Origin of the sequence: Roseovarius indicus (assembly GCF_008728195.1) — a bacterium.
Lineage (GTDB): Bacteria > Pseudomonadota > Alphaproteobacteria > Rhodobacterales > Rhodobacteraceae > Roseovarius > Roseovarius indicus.
On sequence record NZ_CP031598.1, the window covers coordinates 733,957 to 748,444 of the forward strand.

Sequence of the window (14,488 nt, forward strand, 5' to 3'; positions counted from 1 at the left end):
GGAGGCTGGCGTTATTCCTTCGTCACGCTTTGCAAGTGCAGAAGGAAGGAGGGCTGAAGCTGGAAGTCGGCCACGCGGTCGCTGGTCACCGCGTTCTGTTTCCAGTTGGCGATGAAGACCCAGGGCGCCTCGTCCTGCACGATCGACTGCATCTCGCGGTAGAGTTTCGCGCGCTCGTCCTGATCGGTTGCCGTGCGGGCGTTTTCGAGCAGTTCGTCGACCTTCTCGTTGGCGTAGTAGCCCGAGTTGAAGCCGCCTTGGTCGGGCCAGGCCTCTGACCGCAGGGCGAGATAGGGCAGGGTGTCGGGGTCGTTGGTCATCCATGCCATCTCGGCCATGTCGGCCTTGCCCTCGAGGCCCGGGTTCACTTCGCCGAGGAAGGTGTTCCACTCGTAAGTCTCGATGGTGACGTCGAAGCCGACGGCCTCGAGATCGGCCTGGATGGCGGTGCCCATCGGCACCGGGTCGAGCATGCCGGAGCCGCCTTCGGTGACGTAGAAGGTGAGCTCGGCGCCCTCGGCCCCGGCCTCGGCGATGAGCGCCTTGGCGGTTTCGGGGTCGTAGGGGTAGGGGTCGAGTTCGTCGTTATAGGCCCAGGCGAAGGCGGGCGGGGTGGGCCCGGCCGCCACGGTGGCGGTGCCTTCGAGCACGTCGTTGACGATGGCTTCCTTGTTGATCGCGTAGTTGGCGGCCTGGCGGACTTTCTTGTCGGCGAAGGGGCCTTCCTTGGCGTTGAGGATCAGGAACCAGACGTGGGGGCCCGCCTGTTCGTGGACGGTGTAGTCCTCGCCCTCGAACTGGCCCATGGAAGTGGGCGGCACCTCGACCATCATGTCGATGCCGCCGGCGAGCATTTCGGCGACGCGGGTGTTGGCGTCGGTGATCGGGCGGAAGACCACGGCCTGAAGGCCGGCGGTGTCGCCCCAGTAATCCTCGAACCGATCGACCACGACGCGTTCGTTGGAATTCCACTCGACGAACTTGAAGGGGCCGGTGCCCACTGGGTTGCGGCCGAAATCGGCGCCGTCGGCCTTGACCGCCTCGGGCGAGACGATGAGGCCGGTGGGGTAGGCGAGGTTCGACAGGAAGGGCGCGTAGGGCGCGTTGAGGGTGAATCTCACCGTCATGTCGTCGACCACCTCGGTCGTCTCGACCGCGCTGAAGAAGAACGCGAGCGGGAAGGGGCCGGTGTCGTGGTAGGGGTGATTCTCGTCGAGCATCCGGTCGAAGTTGAACTTGACCGCCTCGGCGTTGAAGGGCGTGCCGTCATGGAAGGTGACGCCCTCGCGCAGGGTGAAGGTGTAGACGGTGCCGTCTTCCGAGATTTCCCAGTCGGTCGCGAGCGCCGGTTCGGGCTGCAGCGTGCCGTCCTTGTAGCGGGTCAAACCCTCGTAAAGGTTCACAAGAATGCGGAAGTCGTTGACCGCCGTCACCGCCGCCGGGTCGAGCGATTTGGGCTCGGCAATCTGGCCGACGATGAGCACGTCGGCGGGCGTTTGCGCGGTGGCGGTAAGGGGGGCGGACCCGAGCGCGAGGGTGGCGCCGGCAGCCGCCGCCATGAGGCCCCGCCGGGTCCAGGTTAAGAATGTCATGGTGGTCTCCCTGTTTGGTTTTATAAAGGTAAAATTATCATGATAAATTGCATTGGTCAATTTTTCATGATAAATACAGAAATAATATGACTGGCACTGAACAATGACCTTTTCGATACTTGCGCATGACCCTGACACCGGAACCATCGGCGGGGCGGCCGCGACGGGCAGCCTTTGCGTGGGGGGCTGGGTGCTGCGCGGCAATCTTGCCGCCGGCATGAGCGCGAGCCAAGGCGCATCACCGTCGACCTTGTGGGGCGAGGAGGTGCTGGCCGCGATGCAGGGCGGCGCCGATGCCGCCATGGCCGTGAAGGAGGTGACCGGCGCCGATGCGGGCCAAGGCTATCGGCAGCTTGCGGCGCTTGACCTGCAGGGCCACACGGGCGCCTTTACAGGTGATCTGAACACGCCCGAGATGGGCAGCGCGACGTTTGGCACGGGGGTCGTGTCGGGCAACATGCTGGCCGGGCTCGATGTGCTCGACGGTATGGTGCAGGCTTTCGAGTGCGCCAACGGCGGACTTGATCAGCGGTTGCTGGCGGCCCTGCGCGCGGCCGAAAAGGCCGGGGGCGACAGCCGGGGCCTGTTGTCGGCCGCGCTTCTGGTGCTGCACCCGGATCATGCGCCGCTGACCTTGCGGGTGGATCATCATCCCGACGATCCGATCGGCGCGCTGAGCGACCTGCACAAACGGGCCACGACCGGGGAGTATGCCTATTGGGCCGAGAAGGTGCCCGTGGCGAATGACCGGGAGCGGGGCCTTGACTGACTGGGGCGCCTGCGCGGCGGACCTGCTGGACGATCTGGCGAGCCTGTCGGAGCCCGGTTCGGGCGTGACGCGGCTGCCGTTCACGGCAGAGCATCGGGCGGCGCTGGAATTGCTGGCGGCCCGGATGCGGCAGGCGGGGCTTCGGGTGACGCTGGACGATGCGGGCACGCTGGTCGGGCGGCTGGACGGGCCGAGAGGGCGCGGCGCGCTGCTGATGGGCTCGCACCAGGATTCGGTGCGTCAGGGGGGCGCCTATGACGGGATCATGGGCGTGGTTCTGCCGCTGATCGCGCTGGAGAAATTGCAGGCGGAGGGGCGGGAGCCGCCCTGTGCCGTCGAGGTGCTGGCCTTTGCCGACGAGGAGGGCGTGCGGTTTCCCACGGCGCTGGTTGGCTCGCGCGCGCTGGCCGGAACGGTGGACCCTGCGGTGTTCGATATGGAGGATGCCGATGGCACCTCTCTGCGCGCCGCGATGACGGGGTTCGGCCTGTCGCCCGGTGGGATCGGAGAGCTGAAGCGCGACCCGGGCGACGTGATCGGGTTTGTCGAGACGCATATCGAGCAGGGCCCGGTGCTGGAACGGGCCGGCGAGGCTTTGGGCGTGGTCTCGGCCATTTGCGGGATCGAGCGGCACAGTCTCGGGATCGTGGGCGAGACCGGCCATGCCGGGACCTTGCCGATGGAGGGCCGCAAGGATGCGCTGGTGGCCGGGTCGGCGATCGTGACGGAGGTGAACCGGCTGGCCCGGGAGACGCCGGAGCTGCGCGGCACGGTCGGGTCGTTCGCGATCGGTCCGAACGTGGTGAACGCGGTGCCGCGGGTGGTGCGGATGACGGCGGAGTTCCGGTCGCCGGAGGATGCGGTTCGGCGGGCGGCGGGGGATGCGCTGCATGACTTCGCCGAGCGGGTCTGTGGCGAGATGGGGCTGAGCCTGTCCTGCGAGATGACCTATCAGCAGCCGGCGCAGCCCTGTGCCGCCGGTTTGTCGGACCGGTTGGCAAGGGCCATCAGGGCAGTGGGGGGCAAGGGGCTGGTGCTGCCGTCGGGGGCGACGCATGACGCCTCGGCCATGGCGGATCTGTGCCCGGTGGCCATGCTGTTCGTGCGGTGCCGGGGCGGGGTGAGCCACAGGCCGGAGGAATATGCCGCGCCCGGGGATATGGGGCAGGCGGTGGATGTGCTGGCCGATCTGGTGATGTCGCTGGAGTAGCGGCCTATTCGGCCACTTCCTTGAGGCCGGCGACGAGGTGGTGAAACTTCTCGCCCTGCACGGCCACGTGCTTGCGGATGGCGGCGGCGGCGCGGTCTGCATTGCCGTCGGCCAGGGCGTCGACGACCTCTTCATGTTCCTGCATCGACTGGGCCATGCGCCCGCGCACGCGAAGCTGCGAGCGGCGGAAGGGCTTGAGCCGGCGGTGCAGGCGGAGGCATTCCTGTTCGAGAAATCCGTTGCCGGCCTGCCGGTAGAGGATGTGGTGGAAGGTTTCGTTTTCCTTGTAGTAGGCGACCGGGTCCTTGGCGATGACGGCGGCCTTGCAGCGGGCGTTGGCGGCGCGCATGTCGTCGAGCGCGGCGTCGGACATGCGCATGGCGGCGAGGCGCGCGCAGGAGGCTTCCAGTTCGGCCATCACCTCGAACATCTCGATGAGTTCCACGGGCCCCGGCTGGCGGACGAAGGCGCCGCGGCGGGGGAGCTGTTCGACGAGGCCGGAAAGGGCCAGTTTCTGGCAAGCCTCGCGGATGGGGGTGCGGGAGACGCCGAAGCGGGCGGCAAGCTGGACCTCGTCGAGCCGTTCGCCATTGCCGATGGTGCCGTCGAAGATCATTCCTTCGATTTCCTCGGCAATGATATCGGCGCGTTTTCGTTGCATGGCATATTCTTAGCAGCGTTTGCAAAATGCAGAAAGGGAATTTTTGTATACAAGAATGTTGACTGAATATACAGGGCGATGGCACAAACGCGGGGATCCGGTTTGGAATCGGACACGTTATGGGAGGAAATCATGAACAAGATTCTAGCAACGACAGTTGCTGCCGCAGCCCTCGTGGCCAGCGTGGCAGCCGCCGGGGCGACCGAGCTTCGGTTGTCGCACCAGTGGTCGAACAAGGATGTGCGGCACAAGGTGGCGCAGATCGTGGCCGACGAGGTGAAGGCGGCGGGTGTCGACCTTGATATCAAGATCTTCGGGTCGAAATCGCTGTTCAAGCCGCGCGAGCAGTACAAGCCGCTGAGCCGCGGACAGCTGGACATGTCGGTTCTGCCGCTGAGCTATGCGGGCGGGCAGCAGCCGGCCTATAACCTGACGCTGATGCCGGGGCTGGTGAAGAACCACGACCACGCCGCGCGCCTGTCGGACAGTGACTTCATGGCGGCGCTGGAGGAGAAGATGGCCGCCGATGACGTGATGGTGCTGGTGCATGGCTACCTGGCGGGCGGGTTCGTCGGCAAGGACAAGTGCATCACCGGGCCGGATGATGTCGAGGGCCTGCAGATGCGGGCGGCGGGCAAGTCGTTCGAGCAGATGCTGGCGGGTGCCGGGGCGTCGATCGCCTCGATGGCGTCGTCGGAGATCTACAACGCGATGCAGACCGGCGTTCTGGATGCGGCGAACACCTCGTCGTCGTCCTTCGTGTCGTACCGGATCTACGAGCAGGCGGCGTGCTATACGCCCGCGGGCGACGTGGCTCTGTGGTTCATGTACCAGCCGCTGCTGATGAACAAGACGACCTTCGAGGGTCTGACCGAGGAGCAGCAGCAGGCGTTGCTGGATGCCTCCGAGAAGGCCGAGGCGTTCTATCTCGAAGAGGCCAAGAAGCAGGATGCGGCCTCGGTCGAGGTGTACAAGGAAGCCGGGGTCGAGATTGCCGAGATGACCCAGGAGGAATTCGACGCGTGGCGCGAGCTGGCGAAGGAAACCTCGTACAAGGCGTTCGTCGAAGAAGTGCCGGACGGGCAGGAGCTGCTCGACATGGCGCTGGCCGTCGAGTGACGTGACGGGCGGGGGCGGCCGCGTTGGCGCCGCCCCTTTCCACATCGCCGATTTTACACCCAATGACAGGAGCAGGACATGTCGGGCCAAAGCTCGGCTGCCCCCGCGCATGCCGGTAACAACCCCTTCCTTCGCGCCGTCGCCGCGATTTCGACGCTGGCCGGATGGTGCGCGGCGGCGATGATCGTGGCCGCGGTGGGGATCACCTGCCAGATGATCTTTATCCGGGCCGTTCTGAACGGCTCGACCATCTGGCAGACGGAGGCGGTGATCTATCTCGTGATCGCCGCGACGCTGATCGGGCTGCCATACGTGCAGCGGCTCAGGGGGCATGTGAACGTGGACCTGATCCCCATATCGCTGCCCAAGGGGGCAAGGTTCGCGCTGTGCATGGTGACGCTGGGCCTGTCGATCGTGATTGTCGCGATCATGCTGTGGTATGGCTACGATTACTGGCATTTCGCCTATGAGCGGAACTGGAAGTCGGACACCGTTTGGGGTGTGCGGCTGTGGATACCGTACCTGTCCATTCCCATCGGTTTCGCGCTGCTCTTGTTGCAGCTGATCGCCGATCTCGTCGCCGTGCTTCTGGGCATAGACAAACCTTTCGGGCTGGAGGATCACTGATGGATCCGCTGCTTCTTGGCGCGCTGGTCGCGCTTGCCACCATCCTTGTTCTTTTCTCCGGCGTGTCGGTGGCCATTGGCCTGCTGATCGTGTCGGCGGGGTTCCTGATCGTCTTCGACGGGGTGCGCTCGCTTGAGCTGATGCCGGAGATCTTGTTCGGGAAGCTCAACAACTTCGCGCTTCTGTCGATTCCGATGTTCATCATCATGGGGGCGTCGATTGCCTCGACGAGGGCGGGGGCGGATTTGTACGAGGCGCTGGAGCGCTGGTTGACCCGGGTGCCCGGCGGGCTTGTCGTGTCGAACCTTGGGGCCTGTGCGCTGTTCGCGGCGATGTCGGGGTCGTCGCCCGCGACCTGTGCGGCGATCGGCAAGATGGGCATTCCGGAGATGCGCAAGCGGGGCTACCCGGATGGCGTGGCCGCGGGCTCTATTGCTGCCGGTGGCACGCTGGGCATTCTCATTCCGCCGTCGGTGACGATGATCGTCTACGGCATCGCGACCGAGACCTCGATCGGGCGGCTGTTCCTGGCGGGGGTCTTTCCGGGGCTGCTGTTGGTGGGCCTCTTCATGGCGTGGTCGCTTTACTCGACATGGCGGTCGGGGCAGGCGGGCGTGCTGGGGGCGGGCAGCTATACCTGGCGCGAGAAGTTCGAGATTCTGCCGCGGGTCGTGCCGTTCCTGCTGATCATCCTTGGCGTGCTTTATGCCATGTACGGCGGTATCGCCACGCCGTCGGAGACGGCGGCGGTGGGCGCGCTTCTGTGCCTTGTGATCGCGATGGTGATCTACCGGCTGTGGGACCCGCGCGCGTTGTGGGTGGTGCTGCGGGATTCGACGCGGGAAAGCGTGATGATCCTGTTCATCATCGCCGCGGCGGGGGTGTTCAGCTACATGCTGTCGTCGCTTTTCATCACCCAGTCGATTGCCGAGTGGATCGGCACGCTTGAGGTGAACCGCTGGATCCTGATGGGGGCGATCAACATCTTCCTGCTGATCGCGGGCTTCTTCCTGCCGCCGGTGGCGGTGATCCTGATGGCGGCGCCCATCCTGTTGCCGATCATCGAGACCGCCGGGTTTGACCCGATCTGGTTTGCCGTGGTGCTGACGATCAACATGGAGATCGGGTTGATTTCTCCGCCTGTGGGCCTCAACCTTTATGTGATCAACGGGATCGCGCCGGATATCTCATTGAAGACGATCCTGACCGGCTCGCTGCCTTTCGTGGCGTGCATGGTCATCGCGATCATTCTGCTTTGCCTCTTTCCGGGTCTGGCCACGTGGCTTCCGGATGCTGTCATGGGAACGGGTTTTTGACTTTGCTTGCAGATTTGCTGTCGACCGTCTTTGAAAGGCGGTTCCGGAATGCGCCCGCCGGGGATGACGAGCGCTCTATCGAGGAAATGTCGGCCGCGCTTGTGGGCGCGACCGGCGAGATTTCGGGGCTGACGCTGGCGCGGAACATTCTCGAGCGCTTCCGCCAGTCGGACGAGGAGGCGCGGCTTGAGTTCTTCCGGTTCCTGGCCTCGGGGATGAATATCGACCCCGGCAAGGTGCGCGATGCGCTGGCGGCCTACGAGGCGGAGCCCAGCAAGGCGACCTACAGTGCCTTTCTGGAGGCCGCCGAGCCGCCGCGGCAGGAGCTGATCCGGCGGCTGAACCAGGTGCCGGGGGCGACCGGGCAGCTGGTATCGATGCGGACCGACCTCATTCGGATGGGGAAGGATGACCCGGAGCTCAGGGCGCTGGACCTGGATTTCCGGCACCTGTTTTCGAGCTGGTTCAACCGGGGGTTCCTGGTGCTGAGGCCGATCAACTGGGAGAGCCCGGCGCATATTCTTGAAAAGATCATCGCCTACGAGGCGGTGCATGCCATCGACAGCTGGAGCGATCTGCGGCGGCGGCTGGAGCCGTCGGACCGGCGGTGTTTCGCGTTCTTCCACCCGGCGATGCCGGACGAGCCGCTGATCTTCGTCGAGGTGGCGCTGACGAAGGGTGTGGCAAGCTCGGTACAGGATCTGTTGGCCGAGGAGCGGGAGGTTCTGCCCTCGGAGGAGGCGGATACGGCGGTGTTCTATTCGATTTCGAACTGCCAGGCGGGGCTGGCGAGCATTTCCTTCGGCAATTCGCTGATCAAGCAGGTGGCGGCCGATCTGTCGGCCGAACTGCCGGGGCTGAAGACTTTCGTGACTCTCTCGCCCATTCCGGGGCTGGTGCAATGGCTGGGCGCCAACGACATGCAGCCGCCGCTGGAGGATGACGAGGCGCTGCGGCAACTGGCGGCGTCCTACCTGCTGACCGCCAAGCGGCCCGATGGCTTGCCGCTGGATCCGGTGGCGCGGTTTCACCTTGGCAACGGGGCGGAGGTGCATGCCCTTCACGCCGGGGCCGATACGTCGGAGAAGGGGCTGCGGCAATCTGCCGGGGCGATGGTGAATTACCTTTACGACCTCGAAAAAGTCACCCAGAACCACGAACGGTTCGCCGCCTCGCATGATATCGCAGCCTCGTCCGAGGTCAGCAGCCTGGCGGCCGCCGCCGAGAAATCCGCCGCGTAAGGAGTCACGTGTCATGGCCAACCCATTGTATGATGCGCTTTTCGGGAAGTATGCCGGGGAGGCGTCGCCGTTCCTGTATTTGCCCGATGGCACGGTGATTAGTCATGCCGGGTTCCTCGAGATGGCGGCGCGGATCGCGGGGGTGATTACCGGGGCCGGGCTGAAGCCCGGTGACCGGCTGGCGGCGCAGGTGGAGAAATCGGCGGAGGCGCTGGCGCTTTATGCGGCCTGCGTGCAGGCCGGGGTGATCTTCCTGCCGCTGAACACGGCCTATACGGCGGATGAGCTGACCTATTTCATCGATAACAGCGGTGCGGCGATGATCGTCTGCGATCCGGGGAAGTTGGAGATGCTGGCGCCGATTGCCGAGCGGCTGGGATGCCAGGTGGAGACACTGGGCGCCGATGGTGGCGGGAGCTTGATGGAGAAGGCCGCGGAGATGCCGGGGGAGTTTGCCACGGTGGACCGGGAGGGCGGCGATCTGGCGGCGTTCCTGTATACGTCGGGGACGACGGGGCGGTCGAAGGGGGCGATGCTGACGCAGGACAACCTGTTGTCGAATGCCAGGACCCTGACGGAGTGCTGGCGGTTCTCGGACAAGGACGTGCTGCTTCATGCACTGCCGATCTTTCACACGCACGGGCTATTCGTGGCGACGAACATCGTTCTGTTGTCGGGCGGGGCGATGATCTTCCTGCCGAAGCTGGATATCGACCGGATGGTCGAGTGGATGCCGAAGGCGACGGCGATGATGGGGGTGCCGACCTTCTATACGCGGCTGCTGGATGACGAGCGGTTCACCAGGGAACTGGCCGAGCATATGCGGCTGTTCGTGTCGGGGAGCGCGCCCTTGCTGGCCGAGACGCATGAGCGGTTCGAAAAGCGCACCGGGCACCGGATTCTCGAACGCTACGGGATGACCGAGACGAACATGAACACCTCGAACCCCTATGACGGGGAACGGCGGGCGGGGACGGTGGGGTTCCCGCTGCCGGGGGTGGAGCTGAAGGTGTGCGACCCCGAGAGCGGCGAAGAGGTGCCGCAGGGCGAGGTCGGCATGGTCGAGGTGCGGGGGCCCAATGTCTTCAAGGGTTACTGGCAGATGCCGGAGAAGACGGCGGCGGAATTGCGCGAGGACGGGTTCTTTATCACCGGCGACCTGGGTAAGATCGACGAGGATGGCTATGTGCATATCGTCGGGCGGGACAAGGACCTGATCATCTCGGGCGGGTACAACATTTACCCCAAGGAGATCGAATTGCTGCTGGATGAGCAGCCCGGCGTGCTGGAAAGCGCGGTGATCGGCGTGCCGCATCCGGATTTCGGCGAGACGGTCGTGGGCGTGCTGGTGGCCGAGGCGGGGGAGAGACCGGACCTTGGGGCCATCGAGGCGGCGGCGCAGCAGTCGCTGGCAAGGTTCAAGCATCCGCGCAAGCTGGTGGTGGTGGACAGCCTGCCGCGCAACACCATGGGCAAGGTGCAGAAGAACGTGCTTCGGGAGGAGTACAAGCACCTTTTCGCGTAAGGCGCGGCGGTTGCCCTTGGCGGGCGGTTCGGCGTATCTTTCGGGCGGCGCCCGGATCGGGCGCAGGAGGCCGGAGGGGCTGCGTTGAACAAGGAATTGCAGAATTTCCCGCTGGCCCGGTTCGACCTTGTCACGCTGCGGATCTTCCTGACCGTGATCGATACGGGCAGTATCCGGTCGGCCTCGGAAAGCCTGAACCTGTCGCCCTCGGCGATCAGCCGGCGGCTGGCGGAGCTGGAGGAGAATTTCGGGCAGCCGTTTTTCGCAAGGCATTCGCGGGGCGTGGAGATTTCCGATGCCGGGCACGTGATGGCCGCCAAGGCGCGGGAGATTTTCGCCGCGATCGACAGCGCGCATTCGGAGCTCAGGCGGTTGAGCAGCGGCGAGGCGGGGAGCCTTCTGCTGAGCGCGAACGGCTCGGCCTTCGTCAATGGGCTGGCCGAGGACATGAAGCATTTCGCGGATGCCTTCCCCTATATCGGGATCGAGCTTTTCGAGCAGATCAGCCCGAATGTCGTGGCCTCGGTGGTGAGCGGAAAGACCGAGCTTGGGCTGATTTCGCGCACCTTCCGCCTGCCGCCCGAGATCGTGTGCACGCGGTATTGCACCGACCGCCTGGTGCTGGCCGTGCCGGAAGGGCACGACCTGGCCCAGCTGCCGGCGGTGCGGCTGTCGGATATGTCCTCCTATCACAGCATCGGGGTGATGGAGGGCAGTTCGATGACCCGGCTGATCCGGCGGGTATCTGTTCTGGGCAACAGCGAGTTCAAGTATCGCTATATGGCGAACACCAACGAGGTGGCGCGGACGCTGGTGGCGCAGGGGCATGGCATCGCGATCCTGCCGGAACAATTCGTGCGGCCGCATGAGCAGATCATGCCGATCAAGGCGGTGCCGATCCATGAAAGCTGGGCCGAGCGGGAGATCAGCCTTGTGCAGCACGCCGAGGCCACGCTGTCGAACACGGCGACGATCTTTCGCGATTTCCTTCTGGAACGGGCGCGCTGCCGGGACGTGGCCCGCTAGAACACCGTGTTGCGTTTTGCGTGACGCTGGTGTCCGGATTCAGCACTTGCTGAGGAAATGGGGGGCTTCTACCCTGCCGGTCACGACCGTGACCGTTTCGGCGGCGCGGCCGATGGGAGGAGATTTGCAGGGCGTTCCCGGAACGTCGGCGGCGCGGCGGGAGGCCGGCCGTCGATCTGGCGTTTCGAAAGCCCGATGACCTTCTTCCGCAGAGATGCCGGGCGACGCCTTTCAACGGGGCGGCCCTCCGGCCGACGTTAACGAATGGGAGGAGCCAGATGGCAATTTCGCAAATGGTCCGCAAGGCAACGCTTGCGGTGGCGGCTTCGGTCGGGATCGGGGTTCTGCCCGTGGCGGCCGATACGATCGAGATTCACAACACGATGAGCACCGGCGGCTCGGAAGAAGCCGCCCTGCAGAAGTTCCAGGAGCTGATCGAAGAGAAGCTGGGCGACGATTTCGAGGTGAACATCTACCTCAACAGCCAGCTTGGCAGCGAGGCCGAGGTGCTGGAACTGCTGAACATCGGCCAGACGCAGATGGCGCTGACCGGCGGGGCGTTCATGGGCCAGTACGCGCCCGAGTATAACGCCGTTTCGGTGCCCTTCGTGTTGCCCAGCTGGGGCGCGGTCGAGCATTACATCATGGAAACGGAATCCGGCAAGAAGATGCAGGAGATTGCCCGCGAGAAGGGCAACCTTGTCTATCTCGGGCCGCAGAAGCGGGCCTTCCGGCACATGACGGCGAACAAGCCGATCAACACGCCGGACGACCTCGAGGGGCTGCCGATGCGGATGCCGCAGATCCCGCTGTGGATCGACGTGTGGGAAGAGCTGGGCATCCAGGCGGTGGTGATCCCGTCGTCGGATATCTACCTTGCAATGCGCACCGGCCAGGTCGAGGCGCATGAGAACAGCCTTGCCTCGCCCTATACCCGCCAGATGTGGGAGGTGCAGGATTACATCATCGAGACGTCGCACCTGTCGTTCCCGTGGCACTGGGTGGCCTCGGCCCCGTGGTGGGACGGCCTGACCGACGAGCAGCGCACCGCGATCTCGGAAGCGGCCGAGGAAGCGCGCCAGCACGGCACGCAGGTCGAGAACGAGAAGGACGAGTTCTATCGTGAGGCGCTGATCGAGAAGGGCATGGAGTTCATCCAGGTCGACCAGGCGCCGTTCCGCGAGAAGGCCGCCCCGGCCATCGAGCGCGCGATGGCGGACATGGCCGACACCGTGCAGGCCGATATCGAGGCCAGCATCGAGGCCGCGTCGGAATGACCGACGCCAAACGGCATGAGCGCCCGCCCCTTGTGAAGCTTGGGGCGGGTCTTCTCGAGAGCGTCGCCATGGGTCTCATGGTGGCGCTCGTGCTGTCGATCTTCTATGCGGTCGTGGCGCGGGAGGTGTTCAAGCTTTCGGTGCCGTGGGCCGAGGAAGTGGCCGCCGGGCTGCTGGCGTGGAGTGTCATGCTGGGCGCGGCGAGTGCCTGGGGCCAGCGGCGGCATATCGTGATCGACGTGCTGCTGCGGCGGATCGCGCTGGGCGCGCGGGTCTGGATCTCGGTGCTGATCGAGTGCGGCGCGCTGGTGCTGTTCTACGTGATCGCGCGGGGCGCCTACCTGATGATGTATGCCAGCGCCAACAACACCACGACCGCACTGGGCATCAGCTACTCCTGGCTTTACCTGGCGCTGCTGATCGGGACGGTTGCGATGATCCTGTTCAGCCTCGCCTATCTCGTCAGCCTCATCCGCAACGGAAAGGCCGTGATCGGCCAAACGGAAACGAAGAGCGAATGGACTACCTCCTGATATTTCTCGGTGTGATGATCTTCCTGTTCGCCGTGGGCGTTCCGGTTGCGATCTCCATCGGCCTGACCTGTCTTGTCGTCCTGGTCGTGCAGGGCGGGATCGAGAAGATCCCCGAAGAGCTGTTCGCGATGCAGATGCTGAGCGGGCTGAACAACTTTCCGATCATCGCGGTGCCGTTCTTCATCCTGGCGGCGTCGTTGATGAACACGGGGTCGAGCAACGAACGGATATTCAATTTCGCGACGGCGCTGGTGGGGCCGATCCGCGGCGGGCTGGGGCATGTGAACGTGCTGGCCAGCGTGATCTTTGCCGGCATGTCGGCGACGGCGGTCGCGGACGTGGCCGGGATCGGCCAGCTTGAGCTGAAGGCGATGAAGGAGCGGGGCTATCCGCAAAGGTTCTCGGTGGGGATCACCGGGGCCGCTTCGATCATCAGCCCGGTCATTCCGCCCTCGGTGGCGCTGGTGGTCTATGGCTGGCTGTCGGGCACGTCGATCGCGGCGCTGTTCATGGCGGGGGTGATCCCCGGGATCATCCTTGCGATCGGGCTGTCGACGACGGTTCTGTTGTCGTCCTACTGGCTTGACCTGCCGGGGACGAAGCGGGTGCCGGGGGGCGAGGTGTTCCGGCTGTTCCTGCATGCCATTCCGCCGCTGACCACGCCGATCATCATCATCGGCGGCATCTGGACCGGGATCTTCACGCCGACCGAGGCGGGCGCGGTGGCCTGCATGTACGCGTTCTTCCTTGGCGCGGTGGTCTATCGCGACGTGACCCTGTCGGAATTTCTGGAGGCGTTGAGGCGGACGGTCAGGTTCACCTCGGTGATCATGTTCATCATCGCCATCGCGACCTTCTATGGCTGGCTGCTGGTGCGGGTGCGCATTCCGCAGGAGCTGGCGATGGCGCTGCTGGATCTCAACCTTGCCGAGACGCAGGCGATCCTGCTGATCCTGCTGTTCTTCCTGGTGATCGGGTGCTTCATGAGCGTGGTCGAGGCGGTGCTGATCTTCACGCCGATCTTCATGCTGACGGTGCAGTCGCTGGGGATCGACCCGGTGTGGTTCGGGGTGCTGATGGTGATGACGCTGTCGGTCGGGGTGATCACGCCGCCCTTTGGCAACGTGCTGTTCGTGCTGACCGAGCTGACGGGGATGCCGTTCGAGAAGGTGGTAGTGGCGATCCTGCCCTTCCTGGTGCCGATCGTTCTGACGGTTCTGCTGTTGGTGTTCTTCCCGTCGCTGGTGACGTTCCTGCCCGAGGTCATGCATTGAGCGTGGCGTTGCGGGTAGCGGAACGCATGGTTCGGGAATTGGCACTTCTGGGGCGCGGAGCGGCGCTGTAACCTGCGCCGGAGGACCGGAGGAGGCGCAGGCGCGACAAGGAGGAGAGCGTGGTTGTTTTCGACATGTATCCCCTTTTTCGCATGTGTTTCCCGCAGGGTTCGACCGGGTTCGGGGCGCGGGTTCGCGCGCCGGAAAGGCCCCGTGGCGCCGCTGTGCACGCAGCGGCACACAAGCGGGAACGCCGGGGCCGGGCATGACGTTTTTTAGGGACACGGGCGCCCGGGGCGCGCCGCGATCCGATATCGG

General features: G+C 64.9%; 13 protein-coding genes. 11 read left to right on the forward strand and 2 right to left on the reverse strand.

Annotation, left to right across the window (positions count from 1 at the left end; translation table 11 throughout):
- Positions 1-11 precede the first annotated feature (11 nt).
- Entirely contained in the window at positions 12-1,592 is a 1,581-nt protein-coding gene (locus tag RIdsm_RS03550; RefSeq protein ID WP_057818847.1) for an ABC transporter substrate-binding protein, read from the reverse strand.
- A 103-nt stretch (positions 1,593-1,695) separates the two neighbouring features.
- On the opposite strand from RIdsm_RS03550, the gene RIdsm_RS03555 reads away from it, so the two are divergent.
- Together RIdsm_RS03555 and RIdsm_RS03560 are read left to right on the forward strand one after the other, a co-directional pair.
- Entirely contained in the window at positions 1,696-2,361 is a 666-nt protein-coding gene (locus RIdsm_RS03555; protein WP_057818849.1) for a DUF1028 domain-containing protein, read from the forward strand.
- The gene (locus tag RIdsm_RS03560; RefSeq protein WP_057818989.1) at positions 2,354-3,571 is read left to right on the forward strand and encodes a M20 family metallo-hydrolase; all 1,218 of its coding nucleotides are present in this window, start codon (positions 2,354-2,356) and stop codon (positions 3,569-3,571) included. The genes RIdsm_RS03555 and RIdsm_RS03560 overlap by 8 nt, the downstream gene beginning before the upstream one ends.
- 4 nt (positions 3,572-3,575) lie before the next feature.
- Here the strand turns inward: RIdsm_RS03560 and RIdsm_RS03565 are convergent, their stop codons facing one another.
- Complete coding sequence (locus RIdsm_RS03565) at positions 3,576-4,232, reverse strand: GntR family transcriptional regulator (RefSeq protein WP_057818851.1); 657 nt, start codon at positions 4,230-4,232, stop codon at positions 3,576-3,578.
- A 132-nt stretch (positions 4,233-4,364) separates the two neighbouring features.
- Between RIdsm_RS03565 and dctP the strand changes: the two genes are divergently transcribed.
- From dctP to RIdsm_RS03610, 9 genes are all read left to right on the forward strand, one after another.
- The gene (gene dctP, locus RIdsm_RS03570) at positions 4,365-5,351 is read left to right on the forward strand and encodes a TRAP transporter substrate-binding protein DctP (RefSeq protein WP_057818853.1); all 987 of its coding nucleotides are present in this window, start codon (positions 4,365-4,367) and stop codon (positions 5,349-5,351) included.
- Between the two features lie 78 nt (positions 5,352-5,429).
- The gene (locus RIdsm_RS03575) at positions 5,430-5,978 is read left to right on the forward strand and encodes a TRAP transporter small permease (RefSeq protein ID WP_057818855.1); all 549 of its coding nucleotides are present in this window, start codon (positions 5,430-5,432) and stop codon (positions 5,976-5,978) included.
- On the forward strand, positions 5,978-7,294 hold the full coding sequence (locus tag RIdsm_RS03580) for a TRAP transporter large permease (protein ID WP_057818857.1): 1,317 nt from the start codon (positions 5,978-5,980) through the stop codon (positions 7,292-7,294). Before RIdsm_RS03575 ends, RIdsm_RS03580 begins: the two co-directional genes overlap by 1 nt.
- Positions 7,291-8,535: a malonyl-CoA decarboxylase gene (locus RIdsm_RS03585; protein WP_057818859.1), complete on the forward strand. Its 1,245-nt coding sequence runs from the start codon at positions 7,291-7,293 to the stop codon at positions 8,533-8,535. Before RIdsm_RS03580 ends, RIdsm_RS03585 begins: the two co-directional genes overlap by 4 nt.
- A 13-nt stretch (positions 8,536-8,548) precedes the next feature.
- On the forward strand, positions 8,549-10,060 hold the full coding sequence (locus RIdsm_RS03590; RefSeq protein WP_057818862.1) for a malonate--CoA ligase: 1,512 nt from the start codon (positions 8,549-8,551) through the stop codon (positions 10,058-10,060).
- A gap of 84 nt (positions 10,061-10,144) precedes the next feature.
- A complete protein-coding gene (locus RIdsm_RS03595) occupies positions 10,145-11,086 on the forward strand; it encodes a LysR family transcriptional regulator (protein WP_057818863.1) in 942 nt (313 codons plus the stop codon).
- Positions 11,087-11,364: 278 nt separating this feature from the next.
- The gene (locus RIdsm_RS03600; RefSeq protein WP_201455585.1) at positions 11,365-12,363 is read left to right on the forward strand and encodes a TRAP transporter substrate-binding protein; all 999 of its coding nucleotides are present in this window, start codon (positions 11,365-11,367) and stop codon (positions 12,361-12,363) included.
- Positions 12,360-12,896 carry a TRAP transporter small permease gene (locus RIdsm_RS03605; RefSeq protein ID WP_057818865.1) on the forward strand — a complete coding sequence of 179 codons (537 nt, stop codon included), beginning with the start codon at positions 12,360-12,362 and terminating at the stop codon, positions 12,894-12,896. The genes RIdsm_RS03600 and RIdsm_RS03605 overlap by 4 nt, the downstream gene beginning before the upstream one ends.
- Positions 12,881-14,170 (forward strand): TRAP transporter large permease, encoded by a 1,290-nt coding sequence (locus tag RIdsm_RS03610; protein WP_057818868.1) that lies wholly within the window; start codon positions 12,881-12,883, stop codon positions 14,168-14,170. Before RIdsm_RS03605 ends, RIdsm_RS03610 begins: the two co-directional genes overlap by 16 nt.
- Positions 14,171-14,488: the final 318 nt, after the last annotated feature.

Excerpts from the sequence above, each read along its gene's own strand:
- RIdsm_RS03605 (WP_057818865.1), top strand. The coding sequence starts at position 12,360 with ATGACCGACGCCAAACGGCATGAGCGCCCGCCCCTTGTGAAGCTTGGG.
- RIdsm_RS03575 (WP_057818855.1), top strand. The coding sequence starts at position 5,430 with ATGTCGGGCCAAAGCTCGGCTGCCCCCGCGCATGCCGGTAACAACCCC.
- RIdsm_RS03580 (WP_057818857.1), top strand. The coding sequence starts at position 5,978 with ATGGATCCGCTGCTTCTTGGCGCGCTGGTCGCGCTTGCCACCATCCTT.
- RIdsm_RS03550 (WP_057818847.1), bottom strand. The coding sequence starts at position 1,592 with ATGACATTCTTAACCTGGACCCGGCGGGGCCTCATGGCGGCGGCTGCC.
- RIdsm_RS03565 (WP_057818851.1), bottom strand. The coding sequence starts at position 4,232 with ATGCAACGAAAACGCGCCGATATCATTGCCGAGGAAATCGAAGGAATG.
- dctP (WP_057818853.1), top strand. The coding sequence starts at position 4,365 with ATGAACAAGATTCTAGCAACGACAGTTGCTGCCGCAGCCCTCGTGGCC.
- RIdsm_RS03555 (WP_057818849.1), top strand. The coding sequence starts at position 1,696 with ATGACCTTTTCGATACTTGCGCATGACCCTGACACCGGAACCATCGGC.
- RIdsm_RS03610 (WP_057818868.1), top strand. The coding sequence starts at position 12,881 with ATGGACTACCTCCTGATATTTCTCGGTGTGATGATCTTCCTGTTCGCC.
- RIdsm_RS03590 (WP_057818862.1), top strand. The coding sequence starts at position 8,549 with ATGGCCAACCCATTGTATGATGCGCTTTTCGGGAAGTATGCCGGGGAG.
- RIdsm_RS03600 (WP_201455585.1), top strand. The coding sequence starts at position 11,365 with ATGGCAATTTCGCAAATGGTCCGCAAGGCAACGCTTGCGGTGGCGGCT.